The organism is Actinotignum timonense (assembly GCF_002860685.3).
Lineage (GTDB): Bacteria > Actinomycetota > Actinomycetes > Actinomycetales > Actinomycetaceae > Actinotignum > Actinotignum timonense.
The window spans coordinates 1,648,006-1,665,348 of the sequence record NZ_CP136960.1 but is presented as its reverse complement, the minus strand read 5'-3'; the positions used below and the strand labels follow the sequence as shown (position 1 = coordinate 1,665,348).

Genomic DNA, 17,343 nt, shown 5'->3' with positions numbered 1-17,343 from the left:
GGAGCCGTCCCGATCCAACTATCAAAGGTGATGTATATGAAACTCAATCTCAGCTCGCTCTCCCAAGCGAGTGATTACGAAGCAGCCGGTATTCAAGTTCCGGCTTTTGATGTGGCCGCAACTCAGGAGCGCGTTCGCACCAACCCGCGCTGGGTGCATATCGGCCCAGGTAATATTTTCCGGATCTTCCTGGCGCGCATCGCGGATGACATGCTGGCGGACGGCAAGTACTGGCCGATCACCGGCGTGGTGCCGATGAACCCGGCTGAAATGGAAAAGCAGCTCGAAGCTTTTGACCTGTTGACCCTGGGCGTTATTCTTTCCGGTGATAAGCGCGATACCCGCGTTATTGCCGGCCTGGCCGATGGCCTGGCAACTCGCCGCGAGGGCGATTTTGATCGGCTCGTCTCCATCTTCACCAACCCGGAGATGACCACGGTTACCCTCACCATTACCGAAAAGGGCTATGTGATTCAGGATTCCCAGGGTGAGCTTTCCGAAGCTACCCGCGCGGATATCGCCTCGGATCCCTTCGCCAACCATGAGAACACCATGGCGCTGCTGGCCGGGCTGCTCGCGCATCGCTACCAGGCGGGCGGGGCACCCATTAACTTCATCTCCGCCGATAACTTCTCCCACAACGGCGATAAGCTGCGCGATTCGGTGCTGCAGATCGCCCGCGGTTGGGTGGAGCGCGGTGCGCTCAGCCAGGAATTCCTGGACTGGGCCAGTGATGACACCAAGGTTGCCTTCCCGATTTCCGTGATCGATAAGATCACCCCGCGCCCCTCGGAAGAAGTATCGGAGTACCTCACCGGGCTCGGCTTCACCGATATGGGTATTGACCACCTGGGCCGCACCCCGATTGCCGGCTTCGTCAATGCCGAACCCACCGAATACCTCATTATCGAAGATAAGTTCGCGGCCGAACGCCCGCCTTTCGAGGATTACGGCGTGTACATCACCGATCGCGAAACCTGCGATAAGTTCGAGCGGATGAAGGTCACCACCTGCCTCAACCCGCTCCACACCGCACTGGCAGTGTCCGGTACGGTGATGCGCTTCCCGACCATTGATTCGGAAATGCGCGATCCCGATTTGGCGAAGATGGTCAATATCCTCGCCTATGATGAAGCGATGCCGGTAGTAACCGATCCGGGGATTATCGATCCGAAGGACTTCGTGCGCGAAGTTCTCGAGGAACGTTTCCCCAATAGCGCGCTGCCGGACAATCCGGCCCGTATCGCTATGGATACCTCGCAGAAGATTCCGATCCGTTTCGGAGTCACGCTGCAGGAATACCAGCGCCGCGGTCTGGATATGGACAAGCTGCGCGTGATCCCGCTCGTTTTCGCGGTGTGGGCACGGTACCTGCTCGGTATCGCGGACGACGGCGAAGAATTCACGCCGTCTTCCGATCCGCTGCTGGAAGAACTCCAGGGGCACCTCAAGGGAATTAAGCTCGGTGAGAGCGTTGATGCTCACGCCGCGCTCAAGCCCATCCTGTCCAATGCCAATATTTTCGGCCTCGACCTGTATACCACTCCGCTGGCGGAGAAGGTCGAAGCCCTGTTCACGAAGCTCATTGCCGGTCCCGGCGCTGTGCGTGCCACTATTCACGAGGAGATCAACTAATGAAAATGACATTCCGCTGGTACGGCGAAGGTCACGACCCCATTCCGCTGCAGTACATCAAGCAGATTCCGGGCGTGTCCGGAATTATGGGCACCCTGTCCTACAAGGCGGCCGGGGAGAACTGGGAAAAGGACGAAATCAAGGTCCTCATCGATCAGGTTCACGAAGCCGGACTCGAATGCGAGATCATCGAATCCGTGAACGTCCACGAGGACATCAAGCTCGGCCTTCCCAGCCGTGACGAATACATCAAGAACTACTGCACCACGCTGGAAAACCTCGCGGAATTCGGCGTCAAGGTAGTTGTGTATAACTTCATGCCCGTTTTCGACTGGCTGCGTACCGAACTCGCCCACGTGAATGAGGACGGCTCCACCTGCCTGTACTACGATCACTCCGAAATCGAAGGCATGACCCCGCAGGATATCGTCAATAAGACGGCCGAAGAATCCGGCGGCCTCACCCTGCCCGGTTGGGAACCCGAACGCCTGGCCAAGCTGGATGAAGTCATGGCACTCTACCAGAACATGACGGTGGAGAAGCTGCGCGAAAACTGGAAGTACTTCCTGGACGGCATTATCCCCACCTGTGAAAAGGTCGGAATTAAGATGGCCTGCCATCCGGACGATCCGGCTTGGGATCTCTTCGGTATTCCGCGCGCCTACAAGAGCCTGGATGACATCAAGGAAATCCTGGCCCTCAATGATTCCCCGATGCACTCCCTGTGCGTGTGCATTGGCTCGCTTGGCTCCAACCCCTCCAATAACGTGGCGGAGATCCTGCGCTACGTGGGCGAACGCGGCCGTATTGCCGCTTCCCACCTGCGTAATGTCAAGTACCTGGGGGAGAAGACCTTCAAGGAAGCGGCCCACTGGTCCGCGGACGGCGACCTCGATATGCAGGCCGCGGTGGAAGCCATTTACGATACCTGCCCCGATATTTACGTGCGTCCCGATCACGGCCGCATGATTTGGGGCGAAGAAGGCCGCCCCGGCTACCCGCTGTATGACCGGGCACTGGGCACCCAGTACCTCCTCGGGCTGTGGGACGGCATCGACAAGATGAAGAAGGCGGCAAAGTAGTGTCTCAGCAACTTCCAGACGTTCGTCCGTTCCTGGAAACCCACCCCATTGTTCCCGTTGTGGTGATCGACGACGCCGCGCAGGCGCCCGAGGCCGCCCGCGCCCTGGTGGCCGGCGGTATCCACTGCGCCGAAGTAACCTTCCGTACCGCTGCCGGCGGGGAAGCCATTAAGGCCATGCGGGATGTTGAGGGCATGACAGTGGGTGCTGGAACGGTTCTTACCCGGGCCCAGGCGGAAACCGCCGCGGACCTAGGTGCGAAGTTCTTCGTTTCCCCGGGCTGGAGCGCCGGCGTGGCCGATGTGGCCGCCGAACGCCAGATTCCCTACCTTCCGGGCGTGCAGACCGCCACGGAAATCATGATGGCTTTGGAGTACGGTGCTACCGCGGTGAAGTTCTTCCCCGGTGGGGAAGCGGGCGGGCTGCCCATGGTCAAGGCCTTGCGCGGTCCCTTCCCGAATACCTACTTCGTGCCGTCCGGCGGAGTGAAGCTCGCGAATATGGCCGAATGGCTTTCCGATCCGGCTATCCTGTCCGTTTCGGGTTCGTGGATGATCAAGCGCGATCTGATTTCCTCCGGGAACTTCGCGGAGATCACCCGCCTGTCCCAAGAAGCATCCGATCTAGCTAAGGAGATTCGCAAGTGAGCGACGCCCTGACGATTAAATCCGCCGAGGAAACCACCTACGATATTGTCTCCCTGGGTGAAGTGATGCTTCGCCTGGATCCGGGTGCCGGCCGTATCCGCACCACCCGGCAGTTCGCCGCCTCCGAAGGCGGCGGGGAGTACAACGTGGCCCGCGGCCTGCGACGCGCCTTCCAGAAGCGCGGCGCGATCCTCACCTCTCTGGTGCGTAATGAAGTGGGGCTGCTGCTCGAGGATCTGATCCTCACCGGCGGCCTGGATACCCGTTTCATTCATTGGGTCGACGACGACGGCATCGGCCAGTCGGCTCGTAACGGCCTCAATTTCACCGAACGCGGTTTCGGGATGCGCGGGGCTGTCGGGTGTTCCGACCGGGCCCACACCGCGATTTCGCAGCTCACCCCGGAGGATATCGATCTCGATTACCTCTTTGGTGAGCTCGGGGTGCGCTGGCTGCACACCGGCGGGATTTACGCGGCCCTCTCCGAGCAGGCTTCGGAAACGGCGCTGGCGGTTATTAAGAAGGCCAAGGAATACGGCACCGTCGTATCCTATGACCTCAACTACCGTCCTTCGCTGTGGAATCTGCACGGTGGCAAGGCCCGCGCGCAGGAAGTGAATAAGTCCCTGGCGCCCTTCGTGGACGTCATGATCGGTAACGAAGAGGACTTCACCGCCTGCCTCGGCCTGGAAATCGAAGGTGCAAATGAGAACCTCGATAACCTCCAGGTGGAATCCTTCCACAAGATGATTGAGAAGGCGGCGGAAACCTTCCCGAACTTCAAGGCCATCGGTACCACGATGCGCCAGGTGCGTTCGGCAACCATCAATGACTGGGGTGCGGTGGCATGGAAGCGCGATCAGGGCTTCGTGCAGGCTACCCAGCGTGATGGCTTGGAGATCTTCGACCGCGTGGGCGGCGGCGACTCCTTCGCCTCCGGCCTCATCTTCGGGCTCATGGAATACGGTGATGTCCAGAAGGCAGTGGAACTCGGGGCCGCCCACGGCGCCCTCGCCATGACCACGCCGGGGGACACCACCATGGCCACCCGCGCCGAGGTGGAGAACCTGGCCCGCGGCGGCTCGGCACGCGTCAAGCGCTAAAGCCGCATAACCGCAGCGTGCGCCACGCGCCCACCGCGCGGCTTGCCTTCGGGTGAGCTAGCGCAGGGCGCCCACCGCGCACAGCGCAACTAGTGGGGGAGCAGATCCGGACATCCGGATCTGCTCCCCCACTGCATTCGCGGAGTCGCATGAACCGTGCCCGGAAACGAAGTGATCCGGCCCCAGAACTGCCGTGAACCGCGCCCGGAAACGAAGTGTGCGGGAGAGTACCGTTTCGGGGCGGTTTTGTGTCTCTTACGCACATCCTGTGGGAGGCGATGTCCCGGACTCACACTTTGCCTCGCCGCCCCGCTGTGCCGGCGAGGAAGGTATGTTTTTCCGAGATGTACTTCGCGTGTACGACAAGCACAGTACAGCTCTGAAAACAGATAGGCCCTCCCCAGGGGCTGGCGAGACTATTGAACGTCGTGAGCCCTTGCGCTATTAGTTCAGTCTTAACTTGGTCTTAACTTGCGTCCGAAATTACCCGGCAGTGAAGTCCTCGCGGCGGCGGCCGGTGTATTGGATTGCGATGCGGTCCTCCGGGCGGGCGTCAACAAGGTAAATCACTGCCAGGAATAGCCATTCCAGGGGTTTCATGGCGATCCATACAGCGTCCGCCGCCAAGCGGCTGCGGACGAGTCGCGAGAGTGGGAAGCCATAACGGTTATAGACACTGCGGATTGCCCGATGCGCTTTCGGGGCCTTTTCTTCCAGGACCTGTTCAAATGCATTCGCGATGAGGAGCTGGCGGTTCACGGTGATGCGATGCCCGCCGCGTACGCCATCCCGGATCGGTTTGACTATCGCCGGGTGACCGCCGGCTGCCACGGTGCATAAATAGTGCTCGTCGTAGTAGGTATTGGGAGGGGAGATTCGCTGCGAAAGGGTCCAATCGCTTGTTTCCGTGAAGGCTTTGATGGCGGCGTTTGGTTCTTGGCCGAAAAGCACCAGAATAAGGAGGAAGATTCCCAGCACGGGTACCAGGCCAAGCAGGGCGAGGAGCGGCCAGTTTCGAGCTCGGGAAAGAATCTTTTCCAGGTAGGCGAGCACTCCCGATCCGGCCGCCTGAACCGCTTGTGGTGCTTGGTGCGCTTGGGAATGAAATTCGTGGATTTTCATGATGATCGTTTTTGCGGAGATCAGCAGCACCGCCGTGACCGGCAACAACAGGATGAGATTCTCCGGACCGCCAGGCCGGAATGTCTGAATAGTCCACGCGATAACAATGGCGTTGCCAAGATAGATGCACGAAAAGCAGAGAACCGTGAGAAGCGGTGGAATCTCGCTGAGCGGCTTGAGCCGCACGTAGAGGAAAGCTGCCGAGCAGACAATGCACAGCACCAGTAGAAATGGCTGAAAACCCGTGCGGATAGGCGTATGCGTCTGGTCGTTGACGAGCTGCACCGACCAGTCGGCATAAAAGACCACGCTGTATCTCATAGAGATGAGGGCCAGATGGAAACTAAGCGCTAAGAAGATTGTCCAAACATCATGCGCTGCCTCCATAACCGGCAGCGGCTTCCCCCGTATTGCGATGATCAGCGCGATCACCTGGTAACACGTGAGGATAATCGGGTAGGTGGTGACCCAGGGGAAAATAGCGAGGACGATCAATGAAAAAATGAATTCCTCTGGGCTAGATGAATATCGTGAACTGGTGAACACAGCGTGGATAACACGTAAAATGAACCAGGCGTAGACAATCACATAGGCAAGAAAAATCTGCGTGAGGTAGGGGTGCCGGATCACGAAACTTCGTTTGCGCGCCTCTGGCATGTGGATCCTCCTCACCAGTTGTCGCTCGCCTCCGGTGGCGCAAGCGTCACACCAGATTCTAGATCGCGAGCAGGCCGATGTAGGTAAGGGTGCCGGCGGCCAGGGAAACGAGCATGCGGCGCCCGGAAAGCTCGTGGGCCAGGATCGTGACCGCGCTGGCCACGCCCACGCGCAGCACAGATTCAGCAGACACCGGAAGCACTTCGTTGCGGACCATTGCCAGCGCCAAAATGACCAGCACCCCCACCGGGAGCCAGGCCGATAATGCTCGCACCAGGCGCGAGCGGCGCAGTGGATGCAAAATAAGGAACGGCACCCCGCGCAGGCACAGCATGAGAGCCAGAGAACCCAGCAGCACAGCAAGGAGATAGCCGGTCATTACAGCTCACCTTCCTCACCTGATGCGCCACGTGGGGAACGTGCGGCGTCGTCGTTCTTCTTAAAACGAGTGCGCACCACGAAACGCACCACTAAGAACAGCGCGAAAAGACTCATCGCGACGGGCAGCAGGGCGCTCGGCGCACATAGCTGTGCCAGCACAAACGCGAGGCCCGCGCCGAGCACGCCGGGAATATCGCGGCGCGCGTGGAACGCGTCCAGGGCGAGCACGATAAAAAGGGCGACGAGCGCGAAATTGACGCCGCGAATCTGGCCGGGAAGGAACCCACCAATCGCCACTCCCAGGAGCCCGCCGCCAACCCAGCACGCTTGGAGTACTGCTTGGAGGGAGACCAGCCGGCGTTGATTCCAGACGCCGGGATGTGAGGTGGTGATGGCGTAGGTTTCGTCGGTGAGGGAGTAGACGCAATACATGCGGGCGAGCGGGTGGGTGAGCTGCGCGATGGGGTACGAAAACGCGTAAAAAACGTGACGTACGTTCACGAAAAAGATGGTGAGGAGAATCGTGAGGACCGGTGCGTGTGCGCTAATAAGGGCGACGGCGAGCAGCTCGGCCGAACCGGAATAAATAAAGAAGGATAGCGCGGGAGCGAGCCACCACGGTTGGCCGTACTGGATAACAAGAAGTCCGAAGGCCATGCCCAGGGGGATCATCCCCAGGCCGGCGCCCGCGGCCATCTGTGCTCCGAAGCGGACATCTGATACGTGGGAAGGCATGCGCCCTATTGTGGCACCGGCGGGGGAGCGGAGGGTGAAGTTTCCACCATGCGGAGCATCGGGCACCAAGAGAGTTACTATGGTGCACGTCCCATTGTTCTAGGTGAAGGAGCCTCCATGACCGTCGTGAAAATCAATGCGATTTCTGTTCCGGAAGGTGCTGGCGAGCACTTCGAAGCGCGTTTTGCGGCGCGCGAAGGGGCCGTGGATCAGCGGCCCGGTTTCCTGTCCTTCCGGTTGCTGCGCCCGCTGAACGAAGGGGAGCGCTACCTGGTAGTCACCGAATGGGAATCCGAAGAGGATTTCACCGCGTGGCGTACCGATCCGGCCGCGCATCCGCGCAAAATGGACGCTGCTCGCCAGGCACCCGATAATGCACACTTGGGTGCGCAGCTGCTCGAATTTGAGGTGGTCAATCTTCCCGAAGTCGAGCACGGGCAGACCCCGCAGGCGGGCTTTGTTTCTATTGTGGCCCTATCTTTCCTCCCCGGAATGGAGAAGGTTATTGAGCAGCGTTTCGCGGCGCGCAAGGCGGCCGTGGATGCGGCGCCCGGATTCTCCTTCTTCGAGCTGTGGCGCCCGGTGAACGGGGTGGAGGACTATTACGTGGTGACCGGCTGGGATGCGCAGGATTCTTACGATGCCTGGGCCGCGGCTCGGGAACGCGCTCCGCATAACACCGCGGATCAGCCCAAGAACCGGGGCCTGGATGTGACCCTGCACGGGTACGCGGTGGTGCAGCAGAGTGTTAAGCGGTAGGTGCAGGATGCTGGGCTGAGGTGCGGCGTGAGGTGAGGGGTGGGGTGAGGCTACGGAAACGCGAGCCATCCTTGCAAATCCGTTCGTCACGAATCCGTTGCGGAATCGCGCCGATCTCGCGGCTTGGTTGTGGAACGTTAGCCGATATGTGGGGAGAAATAAAGACAAAGATTATAAGTTATTCTGATTGAGAAGTGAATGACATTATGTGCCCTGTCGCTTTGATCACTTAAGGGCGGTGTGGCTAGTGTGGTGCCTAGAGAGTGCTGTGCTGCGCCTTCGACGGCTCTGCCACCACGGCTGACACCACCAGGCCGGCACCCATGGCGCTTTCCGCCAAGTTTTAAGGATCAACTCATGACAGAACACACAACTACGCCCGGAGGGGCAACTCCCGAGCGCGATTACCCTGAAGCAACGACGGCGCATACCCGCGCGGATCGCGAACGAGTTACCGCACGTCCGGTAGATGCCCGGGTGGCTTCGGCCGGGCAGTACTCGGCCGAGGATGCGAAGCCAGGGTGGCGCTCCACTTTCCTAGGCGCTGACACCCCGGGCCGGGCTACCAATATGTCCTGGGGCTCCGTTTTCGCCGGTGTTGCCGTTGCTATCGCCACCCTGGTGGTCTTTAGCTTCCTCGGTGCGGCGATTGGCCTGGGCACTTTTGATCCGGCCTCCAGCAATCCCGGCGAAGGTTTCGGCTTCGGCATGGGGCTGTGGGCGGTGTGCTCCATTGTGATCGCCCTAGGTTTGGGCGGTTACGTGACGGGCGCGCTGGCCGTCAAAGGCGGGCTGCTGCACGGCCTGACCACCTGGGCCACCACGATTATTGTGGCCACCGTTGCGGTGTGGCTGGGTATTTCCGCCGCGCTGGGCGCGGTTGGTTCGGCCATTGGCTCGGTGGGTAACGCCGCGGGTAGCGCGGTAGGCGGGGTGGCGCAGGCCTCCGGGAACGCCGTTTCGGAGGCGGCCAGCGCTATTTCCGACAACCTCGACGTTCAGTGGGATAGTGTGGAAGCCCAAACGGAGAAGATCCTTGCCGATACCGGCGAGGAAACACTCCAGCCTGATTACCTGCGCGGCCAGGTGGACGGCGCCACGGATGATATCAGTGCTGCGGCCAAGGACCTGGTGGTCAATCCGGAAAATTACGAAACGATCCTTTCCGATCTGGGAGATTCGCTCCAGAAGCGGGTTGATTCCGTGACGAAGGATATTGACCGTGATGCGGTAGCGAAGTCCGTGGCCGCCAATACGGACCTGAATGAGGATGAAGCTCGTAAGGCCGTGGACAATGCGGTGGAAGCGTACAACCAGGCGCAGGTCAAGGCTGAGCAAGCTCTTAATAACGCGGAAAAGACCCTCCAAGATGTGCAGGCTCAGGCCAAGGATCTAGTTGCGGAAGGCCGCGAGGTTGCTCAGGACGTCACCGATACCGGTTCCACCGTTGCTATCTGGGCTTTCGTGGGTCTGTTGCTCTCCGCGATTCTCACCGCTTTTGCGGGTGTATGGGGCTCGCGCGCGGTGGTTGGCCGCAATGATGCCGGTGCGGTGCGCCGCGATGCGGATGCTACACGCAGGAAGTAGGCGTGCGGAGCATATAGCCAGCAGCATGCTTGAGGCCGCTGCACGGCGATAGAGCCGGCTAACGGCCGAAGAGAGCTAAGCATGGGGCCGGGTCAGGTACCGAAATTCAGGTACGTGGCCCGGCCCATTATTTTACGGAAAATTAGCTGAGTTTCCTGATGAAAGCAAACTAAGGGGCGGGTACCGCTTTCTCGGTACCCGCCCGTGTACAGATTGGGTTGGTGCGCGGTAGCTGCGTCGTCGTTCCGGCATCGCGCCACCGCGCAAAAAGCCGCGCCTAGCGCTCCCGGTCTTCCAGATATCGAAGCAGCACTGCTTCGTATCCGTCCAGCGCGCCCTCGGGATCCTCCGCCGCCTTCTCAAGGAAGGGGATCAGATCGGGCCCGGTTTTCTCCATGACGTTCAGACGATCCGGATTCATGTAACGGAAAGCCTTTTCCATAATATGGCGGAGAATGGTCTGACCGATTGCCACATAAGCGAAAGCCACCGACTTCTGATGCGAGAAACCGCCATCTTCGAGCGCGCGGGAGAGCCCCTGGAGCTGGCGTGCGAAATGCACCGTCAGCTTCGGGTTGCATAGGAGCACCTCGCCTAGCCCGTTGTAATCATCCAGGGTGCGCCGCAGATTCGCATCTGCCTGCTCAATGGCATCGTGCCAATCTGTGCCCGCGTGCACAATTGGTGTTTCATCGGCAGCGCGCCGAATGACTGCCTCAACGATGTCCTGACGGCCATCGTAAAGGCGGTACACCGCGGGGGTCGCGACGCCGATCTTGCCTGCAATATCACTCATAGTGAAGGTAAAGACGCCAACCTCCTTCGCTGCCCGAATAACATCGTCAGCGTTGAAGCGTTGCTTCCTACCCACTCTTCTTCTATATGTTCGTTCCACGGTTTCAGTTTAGTGTAAAAATAAGTCCGATGTCGCCCGAAACACAGGTTTTTTCTTAATAAAAGCCACAGAAAGTAAAAATGAGGCTCAGCACCGGCGCCTTTGCCGGTTCCGAGCCTCATCCGCGCGGTGAGATCGCCGCACGCTTTATACGGTTCTCATAACGTTTATCCCGTATTCTTCATTCCAGCGGAAATGCCGTTAATCGTGGTGAGCAGGGCACGCTGCTCATCGGCCGATTGTTCCTTGCCGGAAAGCCCATCAACAGCGGCCGCATTCGCGCGCACCCGCGCCAGCAGCGCCACCTGGAGGTAATGAATCGGTTTGAGATATTGGTCACGAATACGCAAGGTGCGCTGGAGAACCGGCTGGGTATCCAGAAGATCATCCTCGGCCAGCAGTGCCTCAAGCTCGCGCACCGTCAGCTCGTATTCTTCGCGAATCTCCGCGTAGATATGGTGGAGCCGTTCGGGCACCAGGGTGCGCACATAATGCCCGGCAATATCCATATCAGTTTTCGCCAGGGTCATTTCAATATTAGACATTGTGGTGCGGAAGAACTGCCAGCTGCGCACCATCTTCTTGAGGTCCTCCCCGTACCCGGCTTCGCGCGCGGCCCGCAGCCCGGAACCGGCACCGAACCAGCCGGGCACAATCTGGCGGGATTGAGTCCAGCCGAACACCCAGGGAATAGCCCGCAGGCCATCCAAACCCTTCTCGGAGGTGGTGCGCTTAGAGGGGCGCGAACCGATATTGAGATCGCCCAGCAATTCCACCGGGGTGGAAGTCACGAAATATTCGGGCAGATCCGGATCATCGGCAAGCACGCGATAGCGCTGGTAGGCCGCCCCGCTGAGGAAGTCCATGACTTCGTCATACCGGCTGAGCGACACATTGCTATTACGCGGTTCGCGATGCAGGGCGGAAGCTTCCATAACCGCGGCCAGGGTGAGGGAGAGGTTCTCCCGAGCCAGGGCCGGCAGCGTGTACTTATCGGAAATAACCTCGCCCTGTTCGGTGAACTTAATTTCGCCGTCCAGAACGCCGTACGGCTGAGACAAAATCGCATCGTAAGTGGGCCCGCCCCCGCGCCCCACCGAACCGCCGCGGCCGTGGAAAAGACGCAGGGTCACGCCGTGCCGAGCGGCGACGTCGCGCAACTGGCGCTGCGCCTGGTGGATCTCCCACTGGGAAGTCACCACACCCGCATCCTTATTGGAATCCGAGTAGCCGAGCATTACTTCCTGGCGGTTACCCCGCAGCCGCACAATTTCCCGATAGGAAGGATCGGAGAGCAGGGTATCGAGGATCTCCCCGGCCCGGCGCAGCTCCGGCACTTCTTCCAGCAGCGGAGCAAATCCCAGATCGGCACGCTTCTCCGCGCTTTCCAGATCAATAATCCCGGCTTCGCGGGCCAGCAGCGCCACGGAGAGGATGTCGTCAGGGCCGTGGGTCATGGAAACCAGATACGTGGTAATGGCATCGGTCCCGTAAATCTTATGGGCCTGGCGAATCGCCCGGAAGACCTCGAACGTCTTTTGCGAACTCTCCGTCAGCGGCGAATCATCGGTGTTGATCAACGCGGGTGCCAGCGGGCGCGCGGAGGCCAGTTCCCGCCCCAGCAGCGCGGTGCGTTCTTCGCGGCTCAGCGTGGCGTAATCCGCCTCCAACCCCCCGAAGCGATTGAATAATTCTCTGAGCAGCTCAAAATGTTTCTCGGAGTGCTCGCGCACATCCAAAATGACCAGCCCCAGGCCCATCCCGTGAATAATCTGCTGGGCGGTGGCGAGCAGCCCATCGGCCACCCGTTCCGCGCCGTGGCGGCGCAGCGCATCGCGCAGCAACTGGAATTCTTCTTGAATTTCCGTTCCGGTGGCGTAGTCATGGCCGGGAATATGCTCCGCACCCGTGGTGATGCGGGCCTTCGTGTTATTGAGTTTCGAGCGAATGGCACCCAGCTTGAGCCGGTAGGGTTCCTCCGCGTAAAGGGCTCGCGAATCTTCATCCACGAGGTCGGGGAAGCGGAAGTCCTCTTCCAGGGAGGCCAGCAGTGCGGCGTCGTCGCCCGAAAGACGCGAGGAAATCGACAAGCTGAGCATCGCGCGGTTGACGAACCACACGGCAATATCGATAGCGGTGCTGGACTGGAGCCGCAACACATCGGCCGTGACATCTGCGGTGACGTACGGGTTGCCGTCGCGATCCCCACCGATCCAGGAACCGAAACGGATCGGGACTGCGTCTTCGGGCAGGTGGGCGCCGTAACGTTCCAGTTCGTCGCGGAAATCTGTGATGACATCGGGAAGGGTATCCGTGTAGAGGCTGCGCAGGTACCACATGACGTTGCGGGCCTCATCCAGGGGAGTGGGCTGCACGCGGCGCAATTCGTCGGTGAGCCAGATGCTTTCCATCACCGAGGCGAGTTCGCGATCCTGGCGGGCGCGTTCCTCGCTGCCTTCTTCGGTTTCCGTTTCCACAATTTCGGAGACGCGGCGCAGCTTGGTGAGCACGGCGCGCCGCTGCGCTTCGGTGGGGTGAGCGGTAAAAACGAGGCGAATATCCAGCGAATCGACGGTTTTTTGCAGGCCCTCCAGCCCGACCGCGTCATAAATACGGGAAATCGCACGCGGAACCCAGGATTCAGCCGGATCCTTATCGCCAATAACCTTGATACGGAACGTTTGTTCCGCCGCGTTGGCGAGCAGGAAGTATTCCGCAAAAGCACGCGTGAGAATAATGGCGGTATCCGTAGACATATTATCCAGGGAACGCTGCACTTCTGAGGCGGCCGTTTCCGAATCGAGATCGCGCGCCGCCGCCCGGACTTTCTCAATGAGATCGAGGGTTTCTTCCCCGTGCTGCTGGGCAATTTCCTGACCGAGCATCGTGCTCAGGCGCCGCACAACCGCGCGCAGCGGCGCATCGAAATCTTCGGGGGAGCGGGCCGTGGTGCGGTCAACGGAGTCGTGGAGCTGAATATCTTGGTCGTGGCTCACTAGATCTACTCGCCTCTCCTTGGGGATCTCACCGTTGCGGTATCGGTCGGTGCACAGCTGTGGCGCGTGCTGATGCCGATGCCGCTTTCCATCCTAACGCTAAGCCCGCGCTCGGGTGTAATCACAGGTCCCGGGTGGAACGACGCCGCAGCACCTGCGTTGTTACGTGCGCGCGGAGGCTCGCTTACACTTGCGATGATGAGGTACGACGAGGTGGTGCTGGTGGACTCTGGTGTTGTGACGCGGGATGGGCTTTCTGCGCGGGATATTGATGCGCTCGACGCCGCAAAACTGTATTACTCCGGACTCAGCCAGGACGAGGTAGCCCAGCGCATGCACCTGGCCCGTTCCACGATCTCCAAGTTGCTCAGCCACGCCCGCAAACGCGGCTTTGTTCGCTTTACCGTGAACGACCCGCGCGAAGATGACGCGTTCCTGTGCGCGCGGTTGAGCGAGCGTTTCAATTTATTGGATGTGCGCCTGGTCAGCCCGCCCAGTTCCGCGCCGGAGGATATGCGCGAAGCCCTCGGGCGCGTGGGTGCGCAAGTGCTCAGTGAACAGATTCGCGACGGCGACGCTATCGGCATCTGCCTCTCGCGCACCACCGAAGCGGTCTCCCGCCATATGCCCCGTATCCCGCGCAAAGGCGTGGCGATTATTCAGCTGACGTGCTGTATTGGGGCGTGCGTGCGCACCATTGATGAAACGATGGTGATGGAGCGCATCGCCGCCTCCTGCGGTGGGCAGGCCGTGTATTTCCAGCTCCCGGCGTTTCTTAGCGCCCAGCAACGTGAAGATCCGGATATCAAGGCGCGTTTGCGGGCGACCCGCACCCAGCGGGCCAGCACCCGGGTGGTTCTCTATACGGTGGGGGATGCCCGCTCGAATCTGGCTTATTTGGCGGGCTTCCGCCTGGAGGATGCGGATATGACGCGGCTGCTCACCACGTCGGTTGGTGATATCTGCACCCATTTCATTACCGCGCAGGGCCGGGTATGCCTTCCGGATCTCAATAATCGTTCCACCGGGATTAGCCTGCCCGAATTGCGCGAGAAGGAACAAAAAATCCTGGTGGCGGGCGGGCCGGATAAACTCCAGGCTATTTATGCGGCGCTGGCTAATGGTTATGTGTCGCGCCTGGTTACCGATGTGGGAACCGCGCGGGCTTTGACGATGATGAGCTAGGTGCGCGGGGCTGAGGTTTCAGGCATGCGGGGCGGGCATTTAAGGCGCGCGGGGCAGGCGGTTAACGCGCTCCCCGCGCCCGCGGAACATATGTTCCTTTCGCGAACATCGGTGGCAATCTGCGCGCGGCGCATTCGCGCAGCGGCGACTTTTCCGCGAGCTGGCGCGCTTATGGACGCTTCCGGTGCGTGGGGCGGTGAAGGGGCAGCGCGTGGCACTCGGCGGCGCTCTCACCTAGATTCACTCGTGAACACCGTAAAACGGTGTCGTATTAGTAGCGTGAGGCTGGTAGGGGAGACTACGGTTATGGAGTTTCCGGCTATCAGCGTGAGTCACGGTGGGAAACATACAAAGGAGTCATGATGCCCGCTCTCGATCATTATTCACGTCCCGCACAGCTCATCGACCACACTCTTTTGCGTGCCGATGCCCGCCGCGCCGAGATTGAAGAACTGTGCGCCCAGGCTCGCACCCTGGGAACCGCCTCGGTATGCGTCAATCCGGTGTGGGTGGAGACCTGCGCGAAGCTGCTTTCCGGTAGCGGTGTCAAAGTATGTACGGTTATTGGCTTCCCTTTGGGAGCCAGTACCTCGGCAACCAAAGCCTTCGAAACCCGGGACGCCATCAAGCACGGCGCTACCGAAGTCGATATGGTTATCGATCTTGGGGCCGCGCGCGATGGCCGCTGGGAAGACGTGGAAGCTGATATTGCCGCGGTGGTGGGGGCAGCGAAGCCGGCCGCGCTAGTCAAGGTCATTATTGAGATCTGCCTGCTGGGCGACGATGAGATCGTGCGGGCCTGCCAGGCCGCCCAGCGAGCCGGCGCGGATTTCGTGAAAACTTCGACCGGCTTTTCCTCCGGCGGGGCAACGGAACACGCCGTCGCCCTTATGCGCGCAACAGTGGGGGAGCAGATGGGCGTGAAAGCCGCGGGCGGGATTCGCAGCGCCGCTGATTTCCGAGCGATGGTGGAAGCCGGTGCCACTCGCATCGGCGCTTCCGCGGGAGTCCAGATCCTCGCTGAATTACAGCGCTAAGCGCAAACACAACAACAACCGAATATTTCCTCCCGGGAGGTGGGGTGGCAGCGACGCCGCGGCCCACCACCCGCGGGCGGATATTGACAAAAAGAAGGACTACTCATGTCACAACAATCGGGCAATGAAGCCCAGGTGCGGCCCGCAATAACGCCGCAAGAAGAATCCGGAGTTCCCAATACCACCTTCGGCCTCATTAAAGATCCCTCCCTCCAGCTGCGCGACGGTTATCTCAACCGCACCCCGCTGCTCCAATACATTCTTATTTCTATTTGTTTCCCCCTGTGGGGAGCCGCCGCCTCCCTCAATGACGTGCTCATTACCCAATTCAAATCAATTTTCGAGCTCTCGGATTTCGCTTCCGCCTTCGTGCAATCGGCTTTTTACGGCGGGTATTTCCTGCTGGCCATCCCGGCCTCGCGGGTGATACGGAAGTGGTCGTATAAAACCGGGATCTTAGTGGGCCTGAGCTGCTATATCATCGGCTGCACCATGTTCTTCCCGGCCTCCCATATGGCAACCTATTCCGTTTTCCTGGCGGCGCTCTTCGCTATTGCTACCGGGCTTTCCTTCCTGGAGACCTCCTGCAATACCTACTCCACCATGATTGGCCCGCGGCGCACCTCCACCCTGCGCCTCAATATTTCCCAAACGTTCTACCCACTGGGCTCCATTTTCGGAATTCTGCTCGGTAAATACCTGATTTTCACGGAAGGGGAGGCGCTACATAAGCAGCTTGATAACTTGAGCGGCCTGGAGAAAACTCAATTTGCGCAGGAAATGCTCCAGCGCACTTTGCAGCCATATAGGTTCATTATCCTGGTGCTCGCCGTCGTACTTATTCTGGTGGCACTCACGCAATTGCCGTCGTGTAAACCGCTCAACGCCGCGCACCACCAGTCCCGGGCGTCCATCGGCGAAACGCTACGCTATCTTCTTCACAATAAGCGTTTCGGCACCGGGATTCTCACCCAATTCCTCTACGTGGGTATGCAGACGGCGGTGTGGTCTTTCACGATTCGCCTCGCCCTCACCCTCGATACTTCCATTAATGAACGCACCGCCAGTAACTACATGGTGTGGGCTTTCGCGGCGTTCTTTACCGGGAAATTCATCGCGAATATTCTCATGACGAAGCTGAACGAAAACCTGGTGCTCGTGCTGTATTCCCTGGCCGGGGTGGCGGCCCTCAGCTACGTGGTGCTGGTGCCGAATATGACGGCGGTCTACGCCGCCATCGTGACCTCCGGGCTGTTCGGGCCGTGCTGGGCCACTATTTATTCGCGTACCCTCGACGCCATCGAGGATAAGCGCCATACGGAAACCGGTGGCGCCGTTATTGTTATGTCCATTATCGGTGGCGCGGTGATCCCCGTTATTCAAGGGTTAGTCTCGGATAAGACCGGATCGATGCAAACTTCCTTCATCGTGTCGCTGTGCTGCTTCGTGGCGGTGCTCATCTACTTCTTCTCTATTTATCGTAAAGATCGCGCGGGCGCTGCGGCCTGACCGCGCACCATCG

At 59.9% G+C, this 17,343-nt stretch carries 14 protein-coding genes; 9 read left to right on the top strand and 5 right to left on the bottom strand.

The annotated features are described in order from the left end of the window. Positions 1–36: 36 nt before the first annotated feature. From CYJ17_RS06915 to CYJ17_RS06900, 4 genes are read left to right on the top strand one after another with little or no spacing between them, the layout of a single operon-like run. Complete coding sequence (locus CYJ17_RS06915; RefSeq protein WP_087070781.1) at positions 37–1,635, top strand: mannitol dehydrogenase family protein; 1,599 nt, start codon at positions 37–39, stop codon at positions 1,633–1,635. Beyond that, on the top strand, positions 1,635–2,717 hold the full coding sequence (gene uxuA / locus CYJ17_RS06910; RefSeq protein WP_016442774.1) for a mannonate dehydratase: 1,083 nt from the start codon (positions 1,635–1,637) through the stop codon (positions 2,715–2,717). The genes CYJ17_RS06915 and uxuA overlap by 1 nt, the downstream gene beginning before the upstream one ends. Next, positions 2,717–3,364, top strand: coding sequence for a bifunctional 4-hydroxy-2-oxoglutarate aldolase/2-dehydro-3-deoxy-phosphogluconate aldolase (locus CYJ17_RS06905; RefSeq protein ID WP_087070782.1), 648 nt, complete (start codon positions 2,717–2,719; stop codon positions 3,362–3,364). Before uxuA ends, CYJ17_RS06905 begins: the two co-directional genes overlap by 1 nt. Further along, positions 3,361–4,467 (top strand): sugar kinase, encoded by a 1,107-nt coding sequence (locus CYJ17_RS06900; protein ID WP_087070783.1) that lies wholly within the window; start codon positions 3,361–3,363, stop codon positions 4,465–4,467. Before CYJ17_RS06905 ends, CYJ17_RS06900 begins: the two co-directional genes overlap by 4 nt. 483 nt (positions 4,468–4,950) lie before the next feature. Here CYJ17_RS06900 and CYJ17_RS06895 read toward each other — a convergent pair whose 3' ends face one another. Genes CYJ17_RS06895 through CYJ17_RS06885 form a run of 3 tightly spaced genes read right to left on the bottom strand, consistent with a single transcriptional unit; the run spans position 4,951 to position 7,362 of the window. Next, positions 4,951–6,246, bottom strand: coding sequence for a DUF6688 domain-containing protein (locus CYJ17_RS06895; RefSeq protein ID WP_087070784.1), 1,296 nt, complete (start codon positions 6,244–6,246; stop codon positions 4,951–4,953). A 58-nt stretch (positions 6,247–6,304) separates the two neighbouring features. Beyond that, complete coding sequence (locus tag CYJ17_RS06890; protein WP_087070785.1) at positions 6,305–6,625, bottom strand: AzlD domain-containing protein; 321 nt, start codon at positions 6,623–6,625, stop codon at positions 6,305–6,307. Further along, the gene (locus CYJ17_RS06885; protein WP_234984502.1) at positions 6,625–7,362 is read right to left on the bottom strand and encodes an AzlC family ABC transporter permease; all 738 of its coding nucleotides are present in this window, start codon (positions 7,360–7,362) and stop codon (positions 6,625–6,627) included. Before CYJ17_RS06885 ends, CYJ17_RS06890 begins: the two co-directional genes overlap by 1 nt. A gap of 117 nt (positions 7,363–7,479) precedes the next feature. On the opposite strand from CYJ17_RS06885, the gene CYJ17_RS06880 reads away from it, so the two are divergent. Together CYJ17_RS06880 and CYJ17_RS06875 are read left to right on the top strand one after the other, a co-directional pair. Then, on the top strand, positions 7,480–8,121 hold the full coding sequence (locus CYJ17_RS06880; protein WP_101594719.1) for an antibiotic biosynthesis monooxygenase family protein: 642 nt from the start codon (positions 7,480–7,482) through the stop codon (positions 8,119–8,121). A 357-nt stretch (positions 8,122–8,478) separates the two neighbouring features. Then, positions 8,479–9,708 carry a hypothetical protein gene (locus CYJ17_RS06875; RefSeq protein WP_101594722.1) on the top strand — a complete coding sequence of 410 codons (1,230 nt, stop codon included), beginning with the start codon at positions 8,479–8,481 and terminating at the stop codon, positions 9,706–9,708. 277 nt (positions 9,709–9,985) lie between these two features. On the opposite strand, the gene CYJ17_RS06870 is transcribed toward CYJ17_RS06875, so the two are convergent. Both CYJ17_RS06870 and ppc read right to left on the bottom strand, forming a co-directional pair. Further along, positions 9,986–10,579, bottom strand: coding sequence for a TetR/AcrR family transcriptional regulator (locus CYJ17_RS06870; protein WP_101594725.1), 594 nt, complete (start codon positions 10,577–10,579; stop codon positions 9,986–9,988). A 191-nt stretch (positions 10,580–10,770) separates the two neighbouring features. Next, complete coding sequence (gene ppc / locus CYJ17_RS06865; protein ID WP_101594728.1) at positions 10,771–13,599, bottom strand: phosphoenolpyruvate carboxylase; 2,829 nt, start codon at positions 13,597–13,599, stop codon at positions 10,771–10,773. A gap of 198 nt (positions 13,600–13,797) precedes the next feature. Between ppc and CYJ17_RS06860 the strand changes: the two genes are divergently transcribed. The 3 genes from CYJ17_RS06860 to fucP all read left to right on the top strand — a co-directional run bounded on the left by CYJ17_RS06860 (position 13,798) and on the right by fucP (position 17,330). Next, positions 13,798–14,784, top strand: a complete 987-nt coding sequence (locus CYJ17_RS06860; protein ID WP_180948618.1) for a sugar-binding transcriptional regulator — start codon at positions 13,798–13,800, stop codon at positions 14,782–14,784. A gap of 362 nt (positions 14,785–15,146) precedes the next feature. Next, the gene (deoC, locus tag CYJ17_RS06855) at positions 15,147–15,821 is read left to right on the top strand and encodes a deoxyribose-phosphate aldolase (protein WP_101595211.1); all 675 of its coding nucleotides are present in this window, start codon (positions 15,147–15,149) and stop codon (positions 15,819–15,821) included. Positions 15,822–15,926: 105 nt separating this feature from the next. Further along, on the top strand, positions 15,927–17,330 hold the full coding sequence (gene fucP / locus CYJ17_RS06850; protein ID WP_244899270.1) for an L-fucose:H+ symporter permease: 1,404 nt from the start codon (positions 15,927–15,929) through the stop codon (positions 17,328–17,330). Positions 17,331–17,343: the final 13 nt, after the last annotated feature.